18 protein-coding genes are annotated in these 21,948 nt (G+C 43.3%); 8 read left to right on the top strand and 10 right to left on the bottom strand.

The window, feature by feature from the left end; genetic code table 11:
- The first annotated feature begins 227 nt into the window (after nucleotides 1-227).
- Nucleotides 228-797, top strand: coding sequence for a type II secretion system protein (locus OCU50_RS15560; RefSeq protein ID WP_082710307.1), 570 nt, complete (start codon nucleotides 228-230; stop codon nucleotides 795-797).
- Nucleotides 798-894: 97 nt separating this feature from the next.
- Here OCU50_RS15560 and OCU50_RS15555 read toward each other — a convergent pair whose 3' ends face one another.
- Nucleotides 895-2,277: an MATE family efflux transporter gene (locus tag OCU50_RS15555; RefSeq protein WP_060466832.1), complete on the bottom strand. Its 1,383-nt coding sequence runs from the start codon at nucleotides 2,275-2,277 to the stop codon at nucleotides 895-897.
- Between the two features lie 389 nt (nucleotides 2,278-2,666).
- Here OCU50_RS15555 and OCU50_RS15550 point away from each other — a divergent pair, with 389 nt between their 5' ends.
- Complete coding sequence (locus OCU50_RS15550; protein ID WP_235588137.1) at nucleotides 2,667-3,407, top strand: hypothetical protein; 741 nt, start codon at nucleotides 2,667-2,669, stop codon at nucleotides 3,405-3,407.
- 332 nt (nucleotides 3,408-3,739) lie between these two features.
- Here the strand turns inward: OCU50_RS15550 and gcvP are convergent, their stop codons facing one another.
- The 3 genes from gcvP to OCU50_RS15535 all read right to left on the bottom strand — a co-directional run bounded on the left by gcvP (nucleotide 3,740) and on the right by OCU50_RS15535 (nucleotide 8,432).
- The gene (gcvP, locus tag OCU50_RS15545) at nucleotides 3,740-6,619 is read right to left on the bottom strand and encodes an aminomethyl-transferring glycine dehydrogenase (protein ID WP_060466830.1); all 2,880 of its coding nucleotides are present in this window, start codon (nucleotides 6,617-6,619) and stop codon (nucleotides 3,740-3,742) included.
- A gap of 88 nt (nucleotides 6,620-6,707) precedes the next feature.
- Nucleotides 6,708-7,088, bottom strand: a complete 381-nt coding sequence (gene gcvH, locus OCU50_RS15540) for a glycine cleavage system protein GcvH (RefSeq protein ID WP_017105929.1) — start codon at nucleotides 7,086-7,088, stop codon at nucleotides 6,708-6,710.
- 51 nt (nucleotides 7,089-7,139) lie between these two features.
- Nucleotides 7,140-8,432 carry a serine hydroxymethyltransferase gene (locus OCU50_RS15535; RefSeq protein WP_046223630.1) on the bottom strand — a complete coding sequence of 431 codons (1,293 nt, stop codon included), beginning with the start codon at nucleotides 8,430-8,432 and terminating at the stop codon, nucleotides 7,140-7,142.
- A gap of 442 nt (nucleotides 8,433-8,874) precedes the next feature.
- On the opposite strand from OCU50_RS15535, the gene OCU50_RS15530 reads away from it, so the two are divergent.
- From OCU50_RS15530 to OCU50_RS15520, 3 genes are all read left to right on the top strand, one after another.
- On the top strand, nucleotides 8,875-9,498 hold the full coding sequence (locus OCU50_RS15530; RefSeq protein WP_060466829.1) for a helix-turn-helix domain-containing protein: 624 nt from the start codon (nucleotides 8,875-8,877) through the stop codon (nucleotides 9,496-9,498).
- Between the two features lie 493 nt (nucleotides 9,499-9,991).
- Nucleotides 9,992-11,125, top strand: a complete 1,134-nt coding sequence (gene gcvT / locus OCU50_RS15525; RefSeq protein WP_060466828.1) for a glycine cleavage system aminomethyltransferase GcvT — start codon at nucleotides 9,992-9,994, stop codon at nucleotides 11,123-11,125.
- A gap of 263 nt (nucleotides 11,126-11,388) precedes the next feature.
- Nucleotides 11,389-12,450: a S1 family peptidase gene (locus tag OCU50_RS15520; RefSeq protein ID WP_060466827.1), complete on the top strand. Its 1,062-nt coding sequence runs from the start codon at nucleotides 11,389-11,391 to the stop codon at nucleotides 12,448-12,450.
- A gap of 113 nt (nucleotides 12,451-12,563) precedes the next feature.
- Here the strand turns inward: OCU50_RS15520 and arfB are convergent, their stop codons facing one another.
- Nucleotides 12,564-12,974, bottom strand: coding sequence for an alternative ribosome rescue aminoacyl-tRNA hydrolase ArfB (gene arfB, locus OCU50_RS15515; RefSeq protein WP_060466826.1), 411 nt, complete (start codon nucleotides 12,972-12,974; stop codon nucleotides 12,564-12,566).
- 87 nt (nucleotides 12,975-13,061) lie between these two features.
- Between arfB and OCU50_RS15510 the strand changes: the two genes are divergently transcribed.
- On the top strand, nucleotides 13,062-13,667 hold the full coding sequence (locus tag OCU50_RS15510) for a beta-phosphoglucomutase family hydrolase (protein WP_060466825.1): 606 nt from the start codon (nucleotides 13,062-13,064) through the stop codon (nucleotides 13,665-13,667).
- A gap of 35 nt (nucleotides 13,668-13,702) precedes the next feature.
- Here the strand turns inward: OCU50_RS15510 and OCU50_RS15505 are convergent, their stop codons facing one another.
- The 4 genes from OCU50_RS15505 to OCU50_RS15490 form a co-directional block, all read right to left on the bottom strand.
- The gene (locus OCU50_RS15505) at nucleotides 13,703-15,607 is read right to left on the bottom strand and encodes a sensor domain-containing diguanylate cyclase (RefSeq protein ID WP_060466824.1); all 1,905 of its coding nucleotides are present in this window, start codon (nucleotides 15,605-15,607) and stop codon (nucleotides 13,703-13,705) included.
- Nucleotides 15,608-15,865: 258 nt separating this feature from the next.
- Nucleotides 15,866-17,614 carry a formate--tetrahydrofolate ligase gene (locus OCU50_RS15500; protein WP_060466823.1) on the bottom strand — a complete coding sequence of 583 codons (1,749 nt, stop codon included), beginning with the start codon at nucleotides 17,612-17,614 and terminating at the stop codon, nucleotides 15,866-15,868.
- 291 nt (nucleotides 17,615-17,905) lie between these two features.
- Nucleotides 17,906-19,210 (bottom strand): inosine/guanosine kinase, encoded by a 1,305-nt coding sequence (locus OCU50_RS15495; RefSeq protein ID WP_060466822.1) that lies wholly within the window; start codon nucleotides 19,208-19,210, stop codon nucleotides 17,906-17,908.
- Nucleotides 19,211-19,326: 116 nt separating this feature from the next.
- The gene (locus tag OCU50_RS15490; RefSeq protein WP_060466821.1) at nucleotides 19,327-19,803 is read right to left on the bottom strand and encodes a CreA family protein; all 477 of its coding nucleotides are present in this window, start codon (nucleotides 19,801-19,803) and stop codon (nucleotides 19,327-19,329) included.
- A gap of 248 nt (nucleotides 19,804-20,051) precedes the next feature.
- On the opposite strand from OCU50_RS15490, the gene OCU50_RS15485 reads away from it, so the two are divergent.
- Both OCU50_RS15485 and OCU50_RS15480 read left to right on the top strand, forming a co-directional pair.
- The gene (locus OCU50_RS15485) at nucleotides 20,052-20,546 is read left to right on the top strand and encodes a hypothetical protein (protein WP_060466820.1); all 495 of its coding nucleotides are present in this window, start codon (nucleotides 20,052-20,054) and stop codon (nucleotides 20,544-20,546) included.
- A gap of 378 nt (nucleotides 20,547-20,924) precedes the next feature.
- Nucleotides 20,925-21,650: an HAD-IA family hydrolase gene (locus OCU50_RS15480; protein ID WP_060466819.1), complete on the top strand. Its 726-nt coding sequence runs from the start codon at nucleotides 20,925-20,927 to the stop codon at nucleotides 21,648-21,650.
- On the opposite strand, the gene OCU50_RS20770 is transcribed toward OCU50_RS15480, so the two are convergent.
- Nucleotides 21,592-21,807: a hypothetical protein gene (locus OCU50_RS20770; RefSeq protein WP_082710305.1), complete on the bottom strand. Its 216-nt coding sequence runs from the start codon at nucleotides 21,805-21,807 to the stop codon at nucleotides 21,592-21,594. The two genes, OCU50_RS15480 and OCU50_RS20770, sit on opposite strands and share 59 nt — an antisense overlap.
- Nucleotides 21,808-21,948 lie beyond the last annotated feature (141 nt).

The raw sequence follows: 21,948 nt of genomic DNA, 5'->3' as shown, positions 1-21,948 counted from the left end.
AATTTTAGTCCGATAATAAGGCTAAGCCAAGTATCAGAAAATCATAATTGACAAAACAAGATAGGATTCAGTTTAAAGGTATTTGAATTCAAAGCAAGGTCAAAAAATCGACTATACAATAGCTCTGACGCGATACATAAGGTGTTACATCGCTCATTACAATGTATAGTTATTGATAATTGATTCAACTATTTAATACTCTAGAGCTATCAGCTGATGTGGATGTCATGAATAAAAACGGATTTACTCTAATGGAACTGATCGTAGTGATCATTATACTCGCGGTATTAGCGGTGACGGCTGCCTCGAGGTTTCTTAATATCCAAGAGTCGGCGAGAGAAGCGGTACTTGAAGGTGTTGCGGGCGCAATGGAAGGGGTAATTACTCAGGTAACATCGAAAGCAATTATTGCTGGGCTTAATCCGGACGCAACAAACCCAGGTGACCAAAGTAACTATGTGATTGACTTTGGTATTGGTAGCGTTGAAGTTGATTGGGGTACGCTATGCCCTGAAAGTCAAGGAGAGTCCGGTGATAAACCATTAAAAATGCTCGATTTCCTTACCTTGTCAGATGATGACAGCTTAACGTCTGATTTCGGTAACCGACATACTGTAGTTGGTTATGATTACGATTTTACCCAAGCTGAACTAGATAGTACGAACATAACGGACGCGGATCTAGAGACGCGCCAAGGTTGCTTTGTTCTTTATGACTCTTTTGGCCGAACAAATGGCAGCCAATGTCCTGATGAAGGATGTGAGTGTACAGTCCGTATTGTTAACAACAATTGTTAAACCGCACTCTTTAACTGATTGATAGAAATTCAATAAAAAAGCGCGTTATTGCCGAGTAGCAATAACGCGCTTTTTTGTATTAGCTTGATGCTCTGTCTTAGTTTGCCAATGGAGCACTTGCTGGTGGCAAGTCACGCTTCTTAATCACGTATCGCAAGCGAAGTAACATCAGTGTCGCTGAAACGCTTAAGCCCGTCAGAATACCAATCCAAAAGCCTTTTTCCCCCATTGCTGGAACAATGTGGTCTGTTAAGCCCAACACCATGCCCAATGGTAGTGCCAAGCCCCAGTATGAAGCGATGGCTAAGATCATCGGGATCTTGGTGTCTTTATAGCCACGCAGTGCGCCATTAGCCGAGGTTTGCAATGCATCGCTGAATTGGTACATAGCCGTAAAGGTCAACAATACTGCTGCCGTTGCGCTTATCGCAGGGTCAGTGGTGTAAAGCCTAATGATCCATTCAGGGAACAGTAGGAACATCGCAACCGAAAGCAATGAAATTAATGCTGCAACCAAGATACCAACTTTGCTGCGCTCAATGGCGCCAAGTTCATCTTTTTCACCTAGTGCATGCCCAACACGAATCGTAATACCAAACGAGATACTCATAGGAATCACGTAAGTTAGGCTTGAGATGTTAAGTGCAATTTGTGCTGCTGCTACGTTCTCTGCACCAATACGGCCAATCATCAGAGCGATTACCGCAAAGATGCTGCCACATACTGCGATGCTCATCCCGATAGGCAGACCTAACCGTAGAAGGTGAAGCATCTCTTTTGCTTTTGGTTTCGCGTCCGCAAAGCTAATAATAGTTTTGTAGTGATGATGGCCTTTAATGTAAGCATACAACATTCCCGACATTAGCCAGTACACCAAGCTCGTCGCCCAACCACAACCCACAGCGCCCATTTCAGGGAAGCCGAACTTACCGTAAATAAGCACATAGTTGACAGGAATATTCACCAACAAACCAACCACGGAAATGATCATCGGTACTTTGGTGTTGTTCATACCCTCACAGAAGCCATTCAAGGTGTAGAACAGGGCAATACCCGGCACACCGAAGGCTAGGGCGAAAGCATAGTCACTGCCGATAGGGATGATCTCAGCGGCAACCCCAATCCATTCTAAGATCGGTTTAGCACTCACCAAGTAAGCGATAAGTAGCACACTCGCGATTAATGCCAACCAAACCATCTGGAAGAATTCAACAGAGATACTTTGAAAGTCGCGTGCGCCGCGGTGGTAAGCGACAACAGGCGTTAACGCCATAATCACGCCACGCAGTAGCAGTAATACAGGAATCCAAAGGCTGGTGCCAAGTGCAATAGCGGCGAGATCGGCAGGGCTTACTTGGCCAGCCATAGTCGTATCGACAAATCCCATCGCTTGGGTCGCTATTTGAGTCAAAATGATTGGAACCGAAAGGTGCATAAGTGCACCCGATTCACGAGTAAAAGGACGAAATTTCGTTAGCATGGAAGTTCACAACACCAATATAAATACACGAATGATGGCAGGATGGCCGGTGTGCATTTTAGGATGTGCCCCGTTGGGCGGGCGACAATATAAACACCTTACCGTATAGGGTCAAGCTTTGGATTTATAGAGTTTCACTTGCTTCGAGGTACGGATAGGTTCTGATGGTTACAATACGGGTTTGACGCGCATAAGTTCATGATTTCGTGGGAATCATACTAGATGGATAATTTCTATATTTGCCACGCTAATCACTAAGATTTAGGTATAAGTGATTGTTATGGAAAGACAAAGGCTAGTACAATTGCTGGCATAAGGAACTAGATAGGAAACTCTGTATTAGATGTAGAATTTTTTAGTCTAATAGCTGTTATGCGATTTAAGAGGAAATGATGGAGTACGAAAGGCCTAGAAAGAAAAATCCGTTTGGGATTACGATTGAGCAACACTTTCATACTGCTCATTCAATTGGTAAGTTTTACGATCACATTGAGAATGTTGAAGTGTATGAAAAATCGACACTTTCTACATTTCATCGCAATAAACGAGCAAAAATATTTTGTACTAAGCGCAATTGGGATGAACGTGCTGAGCGTGGATACATGGTCGATATTGAGCATGGATTTCACGAGCAAATTGACAATCTTGGGGTCTGGTCTGAAAGAAACCACGAAGCTATCTCTAAGTATTTCATTTTATGGCGGCTGCGCCATCAATTTCATTTCAATCGTTTGCCAAACGTAAAACTAAATGGAATTCCGGGCGATGACTTAACTAAGGAACAACAAGAGATTCTAGAAGTTAAACATGTAGGATTTGTTAATTCTGATGGTGAAGTTCCTGCGAGGCAGATAACTGGTCTTCAAATCCAAATTGGCATCAACCAACAAATACTCGAGCTTAAGGATACAAAGTGGGGCTTACTTCAAGCAAAGAAAGGGCATTTTTTGTGTGCAGATAGTTACCATGAACTCTGTTTAATTCCAGTCTCCCCAAAGTTCGCATTTGCTGCAAACGTGTCGGATAGTCTTCTTTCTTATTCAGAAGTTGCAGCTATAAATAAGCAAAGTGTTGAAAGTGCCAAAGAGTTTTATTTTGCTAAATCACTTAAGAAGTGCCCAATCGCATAACAAACGACTATGGCGCCAATATCAACTTGGCGCTATCCATTGCACCTTCAAACCTAGTGTGCATTAGCTTCTTACTGCCACAGAGCTAACATGAACACAAATAACCCAATCCCAAGCGTGACTTTTAGAAGCAAGCCAAGAGGGGCACCACCTTTTGGCGCCTTGTTGCAACATCCCATCATCGTTTCCTAATTTGTCGTGACTGTCATTGCACCTTAAACCTTTACCTTACGGTAAGGTCAATGCTTTATTGCCCTCAGATTTCAGACAACAAAAAGGCGAACCGTTTGGTTCGCCTTTTCTTATTTTGTGCTGCTTAACGCCGCTACGAATTAGTCTTCGTAGTTATCGATGCTTGGGCAAGAACAGATTAGGTTACGGTCGCCGTATACATTGTCTACACGGTTAACTGTTGGCCAGTACTTCGAGTTCTTCGTTGCTTTCGATGGGAAGCAAGCCAGTTCGCGAGAGTAAGGGCGGCCCCATTCTGCGCCTGAAAGGTCAACTTGTGTGTGCGGAGCGTTCACTAGAGGGTTGTTGTCTAGTGGCCATTCACCGGCTTTCACTGCTGCCATTTCGTGACGGATAGCGATCATCGCTTCACAGAAACGGTCTAGCTCTTCTAAACCTTCAGATTCAGTTGGCTCAACCATTAGTGTGCCAGCGACTGGGAAAGACATAGTCGGCGCGTGGAAACCGAAGTCCATTAGACGCTTAGCAATATCTTCTTCGCTGATGCCTGTGTCTTCTTTAAGTGGACGAATGTCGATAATACATTCGTGCGCTACGCGGCCGTTAATGCCACGGTAAAGAACAGGGTAGTGAGGACGTAGTTTTTCCATCACGTAGTTCGCGTTCAGAATCGCTACTTTCGTTGCATTTGTTAGGCCTGGTTCGCCCATCATAGCGATATAAGCCCAAGAGATAGGTAGGATTGAAGCACTACCTAAATCTGCTGCTGATACCGCGTAGTCAGAACCTTGTACACCGTTTTCGATGTGACCTGGTAGGAAAGGTGCTAGGTGCGATTTAACACCGATAGGACCCATACCCGGACCGCCACCACCGTGTGGGATACAGAATGTTTTGTGTAGGTTCAAGTGAGATACGTCTGAACCGATGAAGCCAGGTGAAGTTAGGCCTACTTGAGCGTTCATGTTCGCGCCGTCTAGGTAAACCTGACCGCCCGCTGCGTGTACTTGTTCACACACTTCTTTCACTTGCTCTTCGTATACGCCGTGCGTAGAAGGGTAAGTGATCATGATGCTTGATAGGTTGTCTTTGTGCTTCTCGATTTTCGCAGCTAGGTCTGTCATGTCGATGTTGCCATCTTCATCACACTTAACAACCACTACCTTCATAGAAACCATAGATGCCGTTGCAGGGTTAGTACCGTGCGCAGAGCTTGGAATCAGACAAACGTTACGGTGAGCTTCACCGCGGCTTGCGTGGTAACGTTGAATCGCGATTAAACCGGCGTATTCACCAGATGCACCAGAGTTCGGCTGTAGTGAGAAATCGTCGTAACCCGTGATTTCACATAGCTTCTCTTTTAGATCTTTCGCTAGCGCTGTGTAACCCGCCGCTTGCTCTAGAGGTGCGAATGGGTGAATTGAACCAAACTCAGGCCATGTTATTGGAATCATCTCAGCAGCAGCGTTCAGCTTCATCGTACAGCTGCCCAGTGGGATCATGCCGTGCGTTAGTGAGAAGTCTTTGTTCTCAAGCTGTTTTAGGTAACGCATCATTTGCGTTTCGCTGTGGTGCGTGTTGAATACTGGGTGAGTTAGGAACTCAGATTCACGACGACAGTTTTCTGGAATTGCTGCAAACTCGTTTGATGCGATGTCAGAAGAGAGTGCTTGAACGTCTTCTTTCACGTCGAAGATTGCGAATAGTGCATTCACGTCGTCGATCGTTGTTGTTTCATCTAAGCTGATACCGATCTTACCTTTAAGAAGGCGAAGGTTGATGTCTGCTGCTTGCGCTTTCGCGTACAGTGCATCTGTCTTCTCTTCAGAGTTGATCGTGATGGTATCAAAGAAGCTGTTGTTCGTTAGCTCGTAACCCGATTTAGTCAGGCCAGCCGCTAGGATAGCTGTCATGTGGTGTGTACGACGAGCAATAGTACGTAGGCCTTCTGCACCGTGGTAAACCGCGTAGAAAGACGCCATGTTTGCTAGAAGTGCTTGAGCTGTACAGATGTTCGATGTCGCTTTCTCGCGGCGGATGTGTTGCTCACGAGTTTGCATTGCCATACGTAGCGCTTGGTTACCGTGAGTATCGATAGAAACACCGATCACACGACCTGGCATTGTACGCTTATGCTTTTCACGAGTACCCATGAATGCAGCGTGTGGACCACCGTAACCCATAGGAACGCCGAAACGTTGCGCTGAACCGATTACTACGTCTGCGCCCATTTCGCCAGCTGGCTTAAGTAGAGCAGAAGCAAGTAGGTCAGTAGCCACTGTAACCAGTGTTTTGTTAGCTTGAGCTTTCGCAATGATGTCTGTTAGGTCACGAACTTCACCCGTTGTACTCGGGTATTGAAGAAGCGCACCAAATACGTCTTGCTCTGGAAGTGTTTCAAGAGCGCCAACCATTACTTCAAAACCGATGTACTCAGCACGAGTTTTAACAACTTCTAGTGTTTGAGGGTGAACATCGTCAGCAACGAAGAATACTTTGCTCTTGCTTTTGCCAGCACGTTTACACAGTGTCATCGCTTCGCCTGCCGCTGTCGCTTCATCAAGAAGGGATGCGTTCGCGATTTCCATACCGGTTAGGTCCATTACCATTTGTTGGTAATTGAGTAGAGCTTCAAGACGACCTTGAGAAATTTCTGGTTGGTATGGTGTGTAAGCTGTGTACCAGCCTGGGTTCTCTAAAACGTTACGTAGAATAACGTTTGGAGTGAATGTGTTGTAGTAGCCTTGGCCAATGAAAGTACGTTTCACTTGGTTTAGGTTAGCGATCTCTTTAAGAGAGGTCAGCATGTCCATTTCGCTCTGTGGCGCAGCAAGTGTCATTGGTTTTTCAAGACGGATTTGTGCAGGAACCGTTTCGTCGATCAGTGCGTCTAAGCTAGTCGCGTTGATCGTTTCAAGCATTTTCTGCTGGTCTACTTTATTTGGGCCGTTATGGCGAGCAACAAACTCGTTTTGAGTACCCAGGTCTTTCAGTAATTGGCTTTGAAGTAATTCAGTCATGATATGTTCTACTTTCTCTCTGGAGCCGTGAGCTAGCCCCTAAAATTAAGCTGCTCACAAGAGCAGCTTTATCGTAATGAGGAACCTATTAGTCTTCTTCGATAGAGCTTAGGTATTCTTCCGCATCTTTAAGGTTGTCTAGTTCAGACGCGTCAGACATCTTCACTTTAACAATCCATCCACCTTCATAAGATTCTTCGTTAATTAACTCTGGGCTATCTTCTAATTCTTCATTGATTTCTACGATTTCGCCAGAGATTGGTGCGTAGATATCAGAAGCTGCTTTCACTGATTCAACGAGGGAGAAGCTTTCGCCAGCTTCTATTTCGTCTCCAGTGTCAGGCAGGTCAACAAACACAACGTCACCTAGCATCTCTTGAGCGTGCTCAGAAATACCGATAGTTACAGTACCGTCACCGTTGTCTTTTACCCACTCGTGGCTGTCTGCAAACTTTAGTGTATTGTCCATTGCTTATTCTCCAAAAATTTATGAGGTTTTAATTTAAATCTTAAAAACGGTCTAACGGTAAAGAGGGAAGCGCTTGCAAAGCTCTTTAACTTGCTTGCGAACACGTTGCTCAACTTCAGCGTTGCCTTCAGGGCTTTCAACTAAGCCATCAAGTACATCGCCGATCCATTCACCGATAAGTTTGAATTCTTCAGTGCCAAAACCACGACTGGTTCCAGCTGGCGTACCTAAACGAATGCCAGAAGTAATCATAGGCTTCTCTGTATCGAATGGTATGCCATTTTTGTTACATGTGATCCCTGCACGCTCTAATGCCTCTTCCGTTACGTTACCTTTCAAGCCTTTAGGACGAAGGTCTACCAGCATTAGGTGCGTGTCTGTTCCACCTGTCACAATGTCACAACCGCGAGTTTGCAATACTTCAGCAAGAACTTTTGCGTTGTCGATCACTGAATCAATATAAGTACTAAATTCAGGACCAAGTGCTTCACCAAACGCCACTGCTTTAGCTGCGATAACGTGCATAAGTGGGCCGCCTTGTAGGCCAGGGAACACTGCAGAATTGATCTTTTTGTTGATGTCTTCGTGGTTAGTCAGAATCATACCGCCGCGTGGGCCACGAAGTGTTTTGTGCGTTGTTGTGGTAACAACGTGTGCGTGTGGTAGTGGGCTAGGGTGAGCACCTGTCGCGATAAGGCCCGCGATGTGTGCCATATCGACCATTAGGATAGCGCCAACTTCGTCAGCGATTTCGCGGAACTTAGCGAAATCAATAACGCGTGGGATAGCACTACCACCAGCAATAATCATTTTAGGTTGGCTTTCGATAGCTAAAGCGCGAACCGCTTCATAATCGATTTCAAGAGTGTCGCGGTCTACGCCATATTGAACAGCGTTGAACCACTTACCAGACATTGCAGGGCGCGCACCGTGTGTGAGGTGACCACCAGCGTCAAGAGACATACCTAGGATAGTGTCGCCCGGCTGAAGTAGCGCAAGTTTAACCGCGCCGTTTGCTTGAGCGCCAGAGTGAGGCTGTACGTTTGCGTATTCACATTTGAAAAGCTGTTTAGCGCGCTCAATAGCGATAGCTTCAACGGTATCTACGTGCTCACAACCACCGTAGTAACGACGGCCTGGGTAACCTTCTGCGTATTTGTTAGTTAGGCAAGTGCCTTGAGCTTGCATTACTGCTTTAGAAACGATGTTCTCAGAAGCAATAAGCTCGATTTGTTCATTTTGACGAGTGTTCTCTGCTTGGATGCCAGCAAATACGGCGTCGTCAGTACCAGATAAGTTCGTAGTGAAAAAGCTGTCTAAGCTATGGTTTTGGTAAGCGTTCATTGTCGAGACCTTTCATTAAGCTAATGGTGATTGTTTTTATAGTCCATTAGGTCTTACGTTGATTTCTGCATCGGTATCGTTTGCGCTGTATAGGTAGAGATAAACGTTAATTGCGTTTTAAATATACTCTTACAGCATCTAATCGATCGTTGTAGGGTCAATGCAGCACGAATTGTTTCCCAAAAAGTTCGGGTAAAAAAACAGCTCTTACAAATGTTAAAATACTCATTTGGTGCAAGCTGAAGTAGCATCTCTTCATCTAACAAGTCGATAACATAGCTCCGATAAAATCAATTTTCAATAAAAATTTCCAATAGGAAACAACTTTTCTTGTTTTGCTACGAGGAGCACGCTTTATTTCTGTGTGTGCTCTTTAATCAACAAAGCGCTTCATGCAACAATGAAGTGACTAGACAGGAAGTAAGAATATAATGAGGGACCTATGTCAGAAGACATTTATGATGAGTACCCATCTTTAACGTTGGCGAAGGAAACGTTAGATCAGAATATCGAACCACTAAGGCTTGGTCAGCGTATTAAAGATATCCGCGGTAAGCTTGGGATTACGCTAGAAGAAGCAAGCCAAAGAACGGGCTTGGCGCGTTCTACGCTCAGCAAAATCGAGAATGAACAAATCTCGCCAACCTTTCAAGCTATGCAAAAATTAGCGATGGGGTTGCAAATTGACATGCCACAACTCTTTGAACCACCAAGGAAAAAAGTCGCAACAGGACGTCGTGACTTAACTAAGGCGGGTCAAGGAAAACCTCACCCAACACCGACTTATGAGCATGAATTGCTTGCGACTGAGCTTTCTAATAAGAAAATGATGCCGTTTAAAAGCCGTGTAAGAGCACGTACTTTCGAAGAGTACAGTGATTGGGTTCGTCACGATGGGGAAGAGTTCTTAATGATTATCTCTGGCGATGTGATGTTCTACTCAGAGTTTTACGAACCCGTACCGATGAGTGAAGGTGACAGCATGTATTACGACGCCAATATGGGCCATATGTTGGTTTCTATCAGTACAGAAGATGCGCTCATTTTGTGGGTGACTGCAAAATAAATTAACAATCTTAGAATTTCTTATAGTGAATGCAAACGTTTGCTTTTGTTTCGAACGTTAGCCAATAGCCGCGATATTGATGTGAAAATCATCAATGTCGCGTTTTTGTATGTAACGAGGGATTGTTTTTAAATTGTTAAATGTCACATTTTGAGCTGTTTTAATCTTGTTAAGGGTGTAAAACTGATTCAGGCTTGTTTACTATAGTGAACGCGGTTTACTCATATTGATTGAAGTTTACTGAAGTGAATTCTTAGAAAGTGAGTTGTAGAGATTTTATACAACCAACCCGATGTATCAAGCTAACGATATAAGCCTATATACAAGGCATCACTTTTTACTATCTACTGCTTCTAAGGTTAAGACGTCAATGTTACTAACGCGAGTACGCTGAGGTGACTTATGATGAAACTTATCGTTAGAAGTGACTCTAAATAGAGATATAAGCGGCAGACTCGATTTGGAAAGCCTGCAACGCTTCATGGAGAAGAAAATGACTCAAGAACACGCTAATCAAGACCTACTAAAAACACCACTGCACGCACTTCACGTTGAAGAAGGCGCAAAGATGGTTCCTTTCGCTGGCTACGACATGCCAGTTCAGTATCCACTAGGTGTAAAGAAAGAGCACTTGCACACTCGTGATGCTGCCGGTCTTTTTGATGTTTCTCACATGGGGCAACTTCGTCTACATGGTGCAAACGCAGCTGCTGTCTTAGAATCTTTGGTTCCTGTAGATATTATCGACCTTCCTTCTGGTAAGCAGCGTTACGCGTTCTTTACTAACGAGCAGGGCGGTATCATGGACGACCTAATGGTGGCTAACTTAGGCGATCACCTGTTTGTTGTTGTAAACGCAGCTTGTAAGACACAAGATATCGATCATCTAACGGCTCACCTTCCTGCAGACGTAGAAATGGAAGTCATTGATGATCGTGCTCTGTTAGCACTTCAAGGCCCTAAAGCGTCTGAAGTTCTTGCTCGTTTCCAACCAAGCGTTGCCGATATGCTGTTTATGGATGTTCAAAAAATGGATATCGATGGCGTTGAATGCATCGTGAGCCGCAGTGGTTACACGGGCGAAGATGGTTACGAGATCTCAGTTCCTAACGATCACGCTGAAGCGCTAGCGCGTAAGCTAACTGCAGAAGCTGAAGTAGAATGGATTGGCCTTGGCGCACGTGATTCACTTCGTCTTGAGTGTGGTCTATGTCTATACGGTCACGACCTAGATACAACAACGACGCCAGTAGAAGCTAGCCTTCTATGGGGCATTCAAAAAGTGCGTCGTACTGACGGTGAACGTGTTGGTGGTTTCCCTGGTGCCGATATCATTCTTGAGCAAATCGCAACGAAAGACGTGCAACGCAAGCGTGTTGGTCTAGTGGGCCAAACTAAAGCGCCAGTACGTGAAGGCGCTGAATTGTTTGATGCTGAAGACAACAAGATTGGCGTAGTTACAAGTGGTACAGCGGGCCCTAACGCGGGCAAGCCTGTTTCTATGGCGTACGTTCGTACTGACCTAGCGGTTATTGGCACTGAAGTATACGCTGAAGTTCGTGGTAAGAAGCTACCAATGACAGTAGAAAAAATGCCATTCGTACCTCAACGTTACTACCGTGGCTAATCTCTTTTAAGAGAAAACACTAAGTATAACGAAAGCCTATTGTTTGCTTTTCTGTATTGAAAAGTCTAACAGTGGGCTTTTTTGTGTTTAAGAGCGTATTTAGTTTGAATTGCTACACTTAAGTCTCGTCATTTTAAATTGGCTTATAAAATAATAAGTATCTCATTACAGTTGAGAATATTCACTATACTGTTAGTTATGACATGCTATGGTAGCGAATCTTTCATTATTCAATAAGTAGTAGGGATTGCAAGGAGTTACCTATGAATGAGATCCATCCAGTTAGTCCGATTCGTAAAGCCGTTTTAGGGCTCTTAGTGCCATTAATCTGTACATCAAGTGTTATGGCAGCAGAAAACACGGTCGAGATGACTGCTGACGTAGGGGTGACACCTTATATTGTGAATGGTAGTGACGCTTCAGTCAGTGAATTTCCTTCAATGGCGAGCTTGTTCATTGACCGTATCGATTACGATGGCGTCTATTCAACAGGCCCTTATTGTGGTGCGACAATTTTAGATCCAACGCATATTTTAACCGCAGCACATTGTATTTACGGTAATGAAGAAGGGCAGTTGTTTACTTCAGTTGTCCCTCAACTGGAAGACACTTCTCAATTCCCTAACGGTAACATTCAAAAAGCACGAGTTTCAGAAGTTTACTATCGCAGTGACTATTCAAATGCGTTGAGCGATCTATTACGCAATGATGTTGCTGTACTCAAGCTAGAAAGCGCACTTAATATCGATTCAATCAATGATGTTGTGAAATACCCGCCAGATGATACTTATCGTAATGTCGCAAAGGATTTTGTTGTTGTAGGCCATGGTGATACAAAATCGGACTTTGATGGCACAACGATATTACAGAGAGCGCCACTAAATTATGTAGATAACCCCACATGCGCAAAAGCATTCTCTGGTGGCTCAGCACTGACGAGTAATCAAATTTGTTTTGTTGGTGACTATAGCGCCTTCACTAAGTTATACGGAGGTACTTGCCAGGGGGACTCTGGCGGTCCTGCTTACTGGAAGGACGGTTCGATTTACAGACAAGTAGGGATCACCAGTTTTGGACCTGAAACATGTGGCGGCAGTTCTGCCGTAACGTCTGTATTTACGGAAATATTAGACTACAAAGTTTGGATCGACAGTGTTATTGCTGGTAACGAAACCGCTCAGTTTGTTTCTACTGACGCCAAACGAACGGCTTATGTGAATGCGCTAAATTCATCTGGTTCTGGTAGCAGTGGTGGTAGCGTATCGTTTGGTTTGCTTGGTGTGTTGATGTTACTTGGTGGCGTCAGAAGAGCAATATTACGTTAAGAGCTAGTCACTATTAATTAAGCTTAAATAACGGTTATTGAGTCAATGAGTCGATGAATCAATAAAGTCTGACTGCTATTTTATATTTTCCCCATTTTGGTGCCATAGAACGATTAGCTGATTTTTCCTCGGAGTTGTTTTGTGGTACTTCTTTGTTTTTTACTTTCTAAACGTCTCTTTTGAGAACCTTTTGTCGGTTTTGTCGCTCGCCTAACTTTTTGAACTTTTGTTGCTTCTAAGATGAGTTCTTTCAAACGCACCAAAGCATCGTCTCGGTTTTGTTCTTGAGTTCTATATTGTTGCGCCTTAATGATAATCACACCCTCTTTGGTGATGCGGCTATCTTTGCATGCTAAGAGTTTCTCTTTGTAGAAATCAGATAGGGTGGAGTGCTTAATGTCAAAACGTAAATGTATCGCGCTTGATACTTTATTGACGTTTTGGCCGCCAGCCCCTTGTGCTCTGATCGCTGTTAACTGGATCTCCCAGTCTTGAATCGAAACAGAGTTAGATATTTGTAACATAAACATCCATAGTTAACGGAAATATGCGGTCATGATACTGAATATTGGTTATGGTATCAGTAACTTTCTTAAAGAGTGGTAGTAGTAATGAAAATAGATTTGACGATGTATGAAGGGTTAATCTTTGATATGGATGGTACGTTAATTGATACAATGCCTGCTCATGTCAAAGCATGGCAAAAAACGGCAGAGCAGTTCGGCTTTCATTTCGAAGCGTCTTGGCTACATAGTTTAGGTGGTATGCCGAGTTATAAGATCGCCGGCGAAGTGAATCGTAAATATGGTTTATCACTCGATCCCCACGCGGTGTCGACATTTAAAATGGCTGCGTTTGCGGCTATTGAAGACAAAGGAGACGTTATCCCTTGTACCCATTCTTTGTTGTTAGAATACTTAGGCGACAAGAAAATTGCGGTAGGGACGGGCAGTCAGCGTAAAAGCGCTGAACAATTGCTAGAGAAAACGGACATCTTAAATAAGCTTGATATTTTAGTAACAGCGACCGACGTTAAGAATCATAAGCCAAACCCTGACACTTTCTTGGATGCATGTTTAGGCATGGGTTTGCGGCCAAAGCAGTGTGTTGTATTTGAAGATACCAATCTTGGTAAGCAGGCGGCGCACGCTGCGGATATGGATTGCATTTTAGTGGTGGAAGGTAATCAATTAGAGTTTTATCCAGCACCAGACTAAAGCACTGCCTAGTACAGGCGATATTGCTCTCTCCGCTAGGCGATCTCGTTCATTTCTGCGTCTAGGAACAAACACACATTATTTCGACCTGCCGCTTTTGCCTCGTATAATGCTAAGTCGGCGCACTTATAATTGAGTGCAGGGTCATCTGTGAGGTTGGTGATTCCTCCGCTTACCGTTGTCACGTTGTCGAGTTCAATACTGATAGCGATTCTTAGCCTGTTAAGCACATACTCTGCTTCTTCAGTTGTTGTATGAGGTAAAATAACGCCAAACTCTTCGCCACCAATACGAGCGACAAAGTCGGTTTCACGACATTCTCTTTGTAATATTCGAGCGACGGTTTGAATGACTCGATCACCATAGTCGTGGCCAAACCGATCGTTAATACGTTTGAAGTGGTCAATATCTAAGATAGCTAAGCAAGACTGTTCTCGGGTGGGATAACGATTTACACGAGAGCATTCGTCGCGAAGTTCACGGTCGAACTTACGTCGGTTCCAACAGCCTGCTAATGCATCTTTCTCACTCAAATTTCTTAGTTTGTTCTCAAGTTCTTTGTGTTTGCTTATATCTACAAATGATGCGACGTAAAACTGAATGGTACCTTTTGAGTCTTTGATGGTTTGAATTCGAAGTATTTCCGTAATCAACGATCCGTCTTTACGACGATTCACCACTTCACCTTCCCACATGCCTTTTTGCTTGATTACGCTCCACATTTTGATGTAGAACTCCTGGTTGTAGCGGCCAGAGGCAAACATAGAAGGTTGGCGGTCTTTTACATCTTCCAAATCGTAGCCACTTACACGAGTAAACTCCTGATTCACTTTTATGATTCGATTATTTCTGTCGGTAATGACTAAGGCCGACATGCCATTCATTGCCACTTTGGCTAATTGGCTTTCGATGCTGTTCTTTTTGTGGTTTCTATTCCATAGCACGAAGCCAGCTGAAATCATTGAGATTAGTATTGTGAGTGTAATAACTTGCACAATGATCGCGTGGTTTTCTCGTTGGTATTGACTACTAAATTGTTGATTTTTAATATGAAGAACCATGTATATTGGGCCTTCAAACTGCTCTATTTTGGGGCTGATATTTGCATAGAAGTACCAATTTTTACCGTCAAAATAGCTAGAAGAAGTGTTGTCTTGAATTGCTTGCCAAAGTTCGGGGTAAAGATTTACGTAAGTTTTATTTGAGCGTGACTCAACAAGGTGTCCAAATGATTCTTCAAGATCAGGCCCCATGATGATATGTCCCGTTTTGTTGAGTATTACAGGGACGGCTGCAGATGTGTTGATTTGATAAAGAAGGTGTTCGTAGATTTTTAGAATGTTCAGGTTTGCAATAAAATAGCCAAGAATACGACCTTCTGAAGCAACTGGGGTCATAATTCGCAATGTAGGAGTCAATGGGTGAACGACTTCGCCATTTTCGACTTCTAAATCAATGCTACTTGAAATGACTTCCCCTATTTTCAAGTGGCTAAGCCTTTCAAAGTAGTCACGATCCGATTTATTTTGAAGCTTATGAGTTGGAACTATCGTCGCTTTCTTATTGCGGTAGTTTATACGAAAAACTTCATCACCTTTTAAGTCTAAGTAGCGAAGTTGAGAGTAATATTGTTGGGTACGAGCCAGCATTATCCAAAGATCTTGCAATACTTCTCTATGAATAGTCGATGGTTCTTTAATGGCACGAAGTAACGTTTTTGAATCGGCAATGGAAGGCACTGAATTGGATACTTGTTCCACAATAACGGCTAGCTTGTGGAAGCTGTATTCTATTTGGTTTTGACTGGATTGTTTGATATTTAGCGTATGCTGAGCTTCTACTCTGTCAAATTCAGAGTTGATGTAGAGTGCTGGTACTAATCCTAAGGCAAACATAGTGCACAGAAATTGGCTGATCAGCTTTTTTATACTTGTATTCATCCACCGTCCTCAAAGAATCCGGTGCAATACTATATATTTTATAGGGCTTTTAATGTGATCTTGACCCAGAACTTTAAGCAATAATTGCATATTACTGCGGTTTTAGTGCAACTTTTTGCTTCGAGGCTGTTAATTAAGCCATATAAGTAATAGTAAGTCATCGTTAAATGAAGGCCCGCTGATGACAGTAATACTCGGAGGAACATGAGCAGGACCTTTGTTCGTGTTTTTACTCTATTTACTAAGGCTCTGTAATCGCTAATTTAAACCAATGATGCTCCCTTCGTCATCAATGTCTAACGACATAAATGCAGGTCTATCTGGTAAGCCGGGCATTGTCATTACATTGCCGCATAAAGCGTAAATGTAACCAGCGCCTGCACACAGTTTGAGTTCTCTAACGGGTACATCAAATTGAGTTGGCGCGCCTTTTATGTGCGCTTCAGTAGAGATAGACAAGGGGGTTTTTGCCAAACAAACGGATAGACCGCTATAACCATGTTTGTTGAACTCTGCGAGCTGTTGCTTAGCAAGTGGTGATAGTGTGATACTTGATGCGCCATAGCCGGCTTCCGCTACAGACATCAGTTTTTCTTCCAAGCTTTGCTCAGGATAATACAGAGGCTTAAAGTCTCGCTCATCTTGGCAAGCGTTAACGATGGCATGCGCCAACTGAGTCGTACCTTCGCCACCTTGATCAAACGCTTCACTTATTTCAACGCCAACGCTTGGATCGAATTTTATGATCATCTGTTTTAGTGCGTCTAATTCTCTGTCTGAATCTTGTGGGAATCGATTAATCGCGACTACTGTAGGCACTTGATATTGCTTGACGTTGTTGATGTGCCATTTGAGGTTCTCAAAACCTGCAATGAGTGCGTCTTGGTTTTCATTAAAGATCGAGTCTGGTAGGGCTGTACCTAGCTCCAAATCGTATAAGCCGGAGTTAGCTTTTAATCCACGTAAAGTTGCTACAATTACTGCGCAATCGGGCTTCTTGTTTGAGGCTTTTACTTTTATATTGCACGCTTTTTCAAAACCCATGTCTGAGCCAAATCCACCTTCTGTTACAACAAAGTCACTGAGCTTTAAGGCTATCTTGTCGGCAATAATTGAAGAGTTACCATGGGCGATGTTCGCAAATGGTCCCGCATGAATTAAGGTAGGGACACCTTCAAGGGTTTGCATTAGTGTCGGCTCAATAGAATCCTTCATTGTTACTGTCATAGCCCCTGCAACGTTGAAGTCATCTGCCGTTAATGGCATACCTTGATGGTTATAGGCGAGTACGATACGACCGATACGTTTTCGTAAGTCTTGAAGGTCATTAGCAAGAGCGAGAATGGCCATTAGCTCTGAAGCGGCTGATATATCAAATCCATCTTCGCGTTCGTAGCCATTGATGGTTTTGCCAGGTTCGTTTTTACCGACAGTGATCATGCGCAGTGCACGGTCATTATGGTCGAGTACACGTCGCCATACTATTCTGTTTGGGTCGATATCCAGCGCTTTTAAGCCAGATCGCGCTTCAAATACTTCTAAACCTTCGCGTTGTTCATGGTACAAACGTGCGTCAATTGCGGCAGAGGCGAGATTATGAGCTGCAGTAACCGCGTGAATGTCACCTGTTAGGTGAAGGTTTAACTGCTCCATAGGGGCAACTTGAGAGTACCCACCGCCAGCTGCGCCGCCTTTTACGCCAAATACCGGCCCCATTGAAGGTTGACGAATGCAAGCCATTGCTGAGTGATTAATCTTAACGAGGCCTTGCGCTAGCCCAACTGTGGTAACGGTTTTGCCTTCACCGAGAGGAGTGGGAGTGATAGCGGTCACGATAACTAGTTTGCCATCTGGTTGATCTGCTAGACGCTCCAACAATGTTAAAGACACTTTAGACTTATATAAGCCCAATGGCTGGTGTTCGTTATGTTGTAGGCCTGCTTGTTCAGCAATATCACGGATGTTTTTAAGAGGAGTTGTGAGACAAATATCAATATCAGACAGCATGTTTGATCCTTATATCAGAACCGAAAGGTAGTACGTAAACGGTTGCCTGGCGATAGTACTGTATAAATCGGCCAAGTAAAGGCAACCACACGAATTATGTGCTGGAAGATGGCAGATCTAAAGCGTTATTGCTCAGGATCAATTCTTAAACGAGCAAAATATTTGACGTGGTCGCCTTTCACCACGTTTATATTTATGTTGAATACAAAAAGAGCTGCCTATAGCAACTCTTTTTGAGAAATGGATGATCTGGATTTGGTTCATCAAACCAACTAACTGACTATGGCCAGATTAACGATCCCAGTATGTTTCTTCTAAGCTATCTTCGCGCTCAGGTAATGCACGAGAAAGACGAGGAGAGTGCTGAGTTAACACTTCGTAGCTGACGCGGTTTGCGTACTTACAAATTTGAGACAGTGACGAGTACGTAAGACAAGTGTACTCGTGTTTCTCTGAATTCGGTACGTTCACATGGTGGTAGCTATTAGCAGCCATGTCGTGTAACAGAGCAGAAAGCGCGCCATCACCAGCGCCATTTGTGTTCTTGATCTCAAGGGGACCACCAAGGTAAGGACCGATGTGAGAGTACACTTTTACTGGTTTTTTACAGTCTTGCTTACGCATCGAACGGCTGAATTCATATTTGTTGAATTCTGCTATATTTCCTGGCAGTAATGGAAACGTTGTTTCGCGCTTCGCTAACTCGTCTGTATAGCCAGCCATGTATAAGCCGATAGGGCCAGCTGTACATAGAACTAAGTCAACCCACTCAAGTGCTTTGTTGGCAGCCAGCAGTGGATCTTTCTCACCAGTTAACGCTTCACCTTCATCTTCATTCATCGCGACGATCGTTACGTTTTCTTTGAGGTATTCTTGCCACCATTCAGCGTTGCCTTCGATCACGTATTTAGTACCAAGCGTTAGTACAACAGGCACATTATGCGCTTTCGCGTATTCGATCGCTTTTTGTACGGCTTTTGGCATTGGATCGTCAGGGTTACCACGCATCAGGTATGAAGAGACAACTAATGCAGAGGCTTTTTCGAAAATTTGTTCAGGAATACTTTCAGGAAGCAACTGGTTCATATGACCTTCGTTGATCGCAAACGTACGTTCGCCATCTTCGGTAATGAGCGTGTAACAACGACCAATTGGACCATCAACAGTTTGTAGGTGGTTTAAGTTCATACGAGAAGAAGTACGACAAAGGTAACGGTAACCAAATGAGCCAACTTCAATTTTCTTAGACATTACACCAAGCAGTACTGATTTGCTGTCTGCTAGAACAGAATAGTTGTGCAGTGTATTGCCGATAGTATCGCCGGGGTATTGATGCGTGATCAAACCAGATTCAACGAGTTCCTCATACAGCGCATCGGCTTTACTTTCTTCCAATACAAGAGAGTGGCCTTTACTCAGTTCATATTTTTCTAGGAACGCGTCGTCAACACGGGCTTCGATATCAACAATAGTCTGGCCAACACCAACAATGGTTGCGCGGTGCAGTTTAGGTGTTTGTTGAATTTGGTTGACCAACGGATCACGTGCGTGAGTTGGAAAGTAGTGCTTAGATTTACGCTGTCCAGGAAACTTCATATGAAAAATACAGTGAAAAAATTTTGCCGCATGATATCACGTTTTTATTCTGTTTCTTTCATTTTTATTACATTCAGAGTCACCTGTACAATGTCTGTACAGGTGACTCGGTATCACTATTCTGTTGGTATTAACGTTGACGGTTCAACGTAAGCTTTTGTACCTAATAGTGGAACAGTTGAAAGGCTGTGTTTAAAACTGCCTTCTGTTTCTTTGGTTGTGTAAGACAAGTAGAGCAGTGATTGATTCGCCGCGTCGTAGATACGACGAACCTTCATGGTCTTAAAGAAGATGCTTTTTGATTGTTTAAAGACCACTTCACCAGATTTACTCTTGTCTATTTGAGCAATCATTTCTGGTGTGATTTCACCGGTTTGACGACAAGAAATAGAGCTGTCACTTGGGTCAGAAAGGCTAAGATTTGCCTCAACTGAAGCTATGTGACACGTCACGCCTGGAATTTTATCATCATCCAAAGATGACATTTTTATATCCTTGAGAGTGAAGAAGCCCAAAGAGACGTCACCAACCTCGTTGTCTGAACAGCCGGCTAACATAAAGAGGATACCTGCTGCTATTAAGGCTTTTTTCATAAGAAGTCCTTTGGTTTGTATAGTTCTGTTTAGTATGAAGATTATTGAAAGTTCGCATATTAGTGTAGAGCTTTTCGCTAACTTCTTAAAGGATGTTGTTGGATAATGAAAACTAAGAAGCATTTAAACTACTTGTTGGCCATGTTCATGCTCTGTATGCTCTCTGTTTGTAGTTCGGCACTTCAACCGACCATATGTCTTCCAAATAATTGTGATATTTGGGGATACTAACCGTAGGTACTAAAAGAATGAATAATGAAATACCTGAAATTGCACATAATAAAAACCAATGGCTATTTGGCCAGCTTGACATCGCGTACCCCGCAAAGGAAAGTCTTCTAGGTCGAGAGATCTATAAAAAACAACTCTCCCAAAGAACTTATCAACTCCTCCCGCAACACCAAACTCCCACTGAAATAGATGAACTGCATAAAGTCGACTTCCATAAGTTGACGGTACTATTCTCACTTAACCAAGCCAGTGCTTACTCAGATAAAGCGGATAGGGCCAATATCGTAGAGTTTTTGAGCCAGATAATGTTATCGGATGAACATGAATTATATGTAGGTACTCAAAAAGGTGATGTTGTGGCGAGTGCCATCGTTACAGAAAAAGATGATGAGTTGCTGATATCGGATGTTGTGAATAAAGATGATCAAAATGTGATCGGCTTTGCTAAGCAGCTGCATGACTTTTGGGTAGAAGGTCAAGATTCTAGCCGTAAAGTGTGGCTAGAAAACTAAAGGTTCCTTGAGAAAGCGTTGACCTTAATACAATGCACGGCCTTTTAACAAAGGGGGCGGTATATATGATCACTAATTTATTGTGATTGGTGTTATATTTATGCGAACCCTCTTCAAAGCTCTCCTCTCAAACTTACATTTTTATTTTTATACGACATTTGATGACTTTTATAAGCCAAATAATATTCAGCATTGTTCAATCTAAGCAATTTAAACAATTAAAATGAGATCTGTTGCTTATCTTGGTGCGTTAAAGTGATCCACTGCATATTTCGTGAAGAGAAATAAGAGGGTATCGGTAAACTGTTACCTTAGTCATCCTTAGGAGTGAAATAACGCTATAGGATAAAGCTTGGATTCAATACGGGTGATATATCTATGCGGTTAGAACAGACGAAGTGTGTGATTTTTGATTGTGACGGAACACTTATTGATAGTGAAAAGTTATGTTGCCAAGCTTTGGTGAATGTATTCGCCAGTTTTGGGGCTGATTTAAATGTTACTGACTGCTATGCACACTTTCAAGGCGGGAAATTGGCCGATATCTTAATGGATACACGAGAACGTCTTGGGCTATCTATTTCTATTGATACACTTGAACCGCTATATCGCGCAGAGCTAGAAGCACTATTCCAACGACATCTAAAGCCAATGGATGGTGCGATCGGTCTTATTGAGTTCCTAAAGCAGCAAGACATCGAGTTTTGTATTGCCTCAAATGCGCCTAAATCTCGAGTTGAATCGTCATTGGCAATGACAGGAATGCTCGACGACTTTAAGGGGAAAGTGTTTTCAGCCTTTGATGCAAATAGCTGGAAGCCAGAGCCAGATCTGATTATGTATACCGCAATGAGCATGGGTTTCTTACCCAATGAGTGCATCTATGTTGATGATACCTTGAAAGGAGTGGAAGCTGGCGTTCGTGCCGGTGTTCAGTCATTCCGGTTACGTCCAAGTATTGATGAGTCTATAGTGGATCCAGAAGCCGACTCAGCAGAGCTAGCGGCTCAGGATATATACAGTTTAGAAGAAATTTCGGTTTGGCTTAATGGCAAGCACTGTTTAAGTGATGATATACCGAACTCGGAAGCTTTGGCGGGTTAGCACCCAACTGAAGGCTAACGATTTTACTGAACTGTTTGGTATGGAAACCACAAGATGCACACGTAAACTTTTCTCCACTTTCCGAAAGCAGATATTCGTCGTGTTGGCATAAAGGGCATGTAACGTTTTCGATATTTGATGCTTCTGTATTATTCATTATGTGTCACCTGCAGCAAGAGGGTAAGCGAAAGTAAGACCTGCTCCACTAGATTACCCCTAAGCTCGATTATTAGACAGTTTTGATGTCTCATAATCTTTCCTTTGCGACTTGCTTCATGGTAATGATAATTCGATAGTT

The sequence above is a fragment of the Vibrio toranzoniae genome, from assembly GCF_024347655.1.
In the GTDB taxonomy this organism is placed as follows: Bacteria; Pseudomonadota; Gammaproteobacteria; order Enterobacterales; family Vibrionaceae; genus Vibrio; species Vibrio toranzoniae.
This window is presented reverse-complemented; position numbering and strand designations above follow the sequence as displayed.

What these genes read in the sequence shown, in the direction of transcription:
- gcvP (WP_060466830.1), bottom strand. Translation starts at nt 6,619, where the DNA reads ATGACTGAATTACTTCAAAGCCAATTACTGAAAGACCTGGGTACTCAA.
- OCU50_RS15490 (WP_060466821.1), bottom strand. Translation starts at nt 19,803, where the DNA reads ATGAAAAAAGCCTTAATAGCAGCAGGTATCCTCTTTATGTTAGCCGGC.
- OCU50_RS15530 (WP_060466829.1), top strand. Translation starts at nt 8,875, where the DNA reads ATGTCAGAAGACATTTATGATGAGTACCCATCTTTAACGTTGGCGAAG.
- arfB (WP_060466826.1), bottom strand. Translation starts at nt 12,974, where the DNA reads ATGTTACAAATATCTAACTCTGTTTCGATTCAAGACTGGGAGATCCAG.
- OCU50_RS15500 (WP_060466823.1), bottom strand. Translation starts at nt 17,614, where the DNA reads ATGCTGTCTGATATTGATATTTGTCTCACAACTCCTCTTAAAAACATC.
- OCU50_RS15510 (WP_060466825.1), top strand. Translation starts at nt 13,062, where the DNA reads ATGAAAATAGATTTGACGATGTATGAAGGGTTAATCTTTGATATGGAT.
- OCU50_RS15505 (WP_060466824.1), bottom strand. Translation starts at nt 15,607, where the DNA reads ATGAATACAAGTATAAAAAAGCTGATCAGCCAATTTCTGTGCACTATG.
- OCU50_RS15555 (WP_060466832.1), bottom strand. Translation starts at nt 2,277, where the DNA reads ATGCTAACGAAATTTCGTCCTTTTACTCGTGAATCGGGTGCACTTATG.
- OCU50_RS15495 (WP_060466822.1), bottom strand. Translation starts at nt 19,210, where the DNA reads ATGAAGTTTCCTGGACAGCGTAAATCTAAGCACTACTTTCCAACTCAC.
- OCU50_RS15535 (WP_046223630.1), bottom strand. Translation starts at nt 8,432, where the DNA reads ATGAACGCTTACCAAAACCATAGCTTAGACAGCTTTTTCACTACGAAC.
- OCU50_RS15550 (WP_235588137.1), top strand. Translation starts at nt 2,667, where the DNA reads ATGATGGAGTACGAAAGGCCTAGAAAGAAAAATCCGTTTGGGATTACG.
- gcvH (WP_017105929.1), bottom strand. Translation starts at nt 7,088, where the DNA reads ATGGACAATACACTAAAGTTTGCAGACAGCCACGAGTGGGTAAAAGAC.
- gcvT (WP_060466828.1), top strand. Translation starts at nt 9,992, where the DNA reads ATGACTCAAGAACACGCTAATCAAGACCTACTAAAAACACCACTGCAC.
- OCU50_RS15485 (WP_060466820.1), top strand. Translation starts at nt 20,052, where the DNA reads ATGAATAATGAAATACCTGAAATTGCACATAATAAAAACCAATGGCTA.
- OCU50_RS15560 (WP_082710307.1), top strand. Translation starts at nt 228, where the DNA reads ATGAATAAAAACGGATTTACTCTAATGGAACTGATCGTAGTGATCATT.
- OCU50_RS15520 (WP_060466827.1), top strand. Translation starts at nt 11,389, where the DNA reads ATGAATGAGATCCATCCAGTTAGTCCGATTCGTAAAGCCGTTTTAGGG.
- OCU50_RS15480 (WP_060466819.1), top strand. Translation starts at nt 20,925, where the DNA reads ATGCGGTTAGAACAGACGAAGTGTGTGATTTTTGATTGTGACGGAACA.
- OCU50_RS20770 (WP_082710305.1), bottom strand. Translation starts at nt 21,807, where the DNA reads ATGAATAATACAGAAGCATCAAATATCGAAAACGTTACATGCCCTTTA.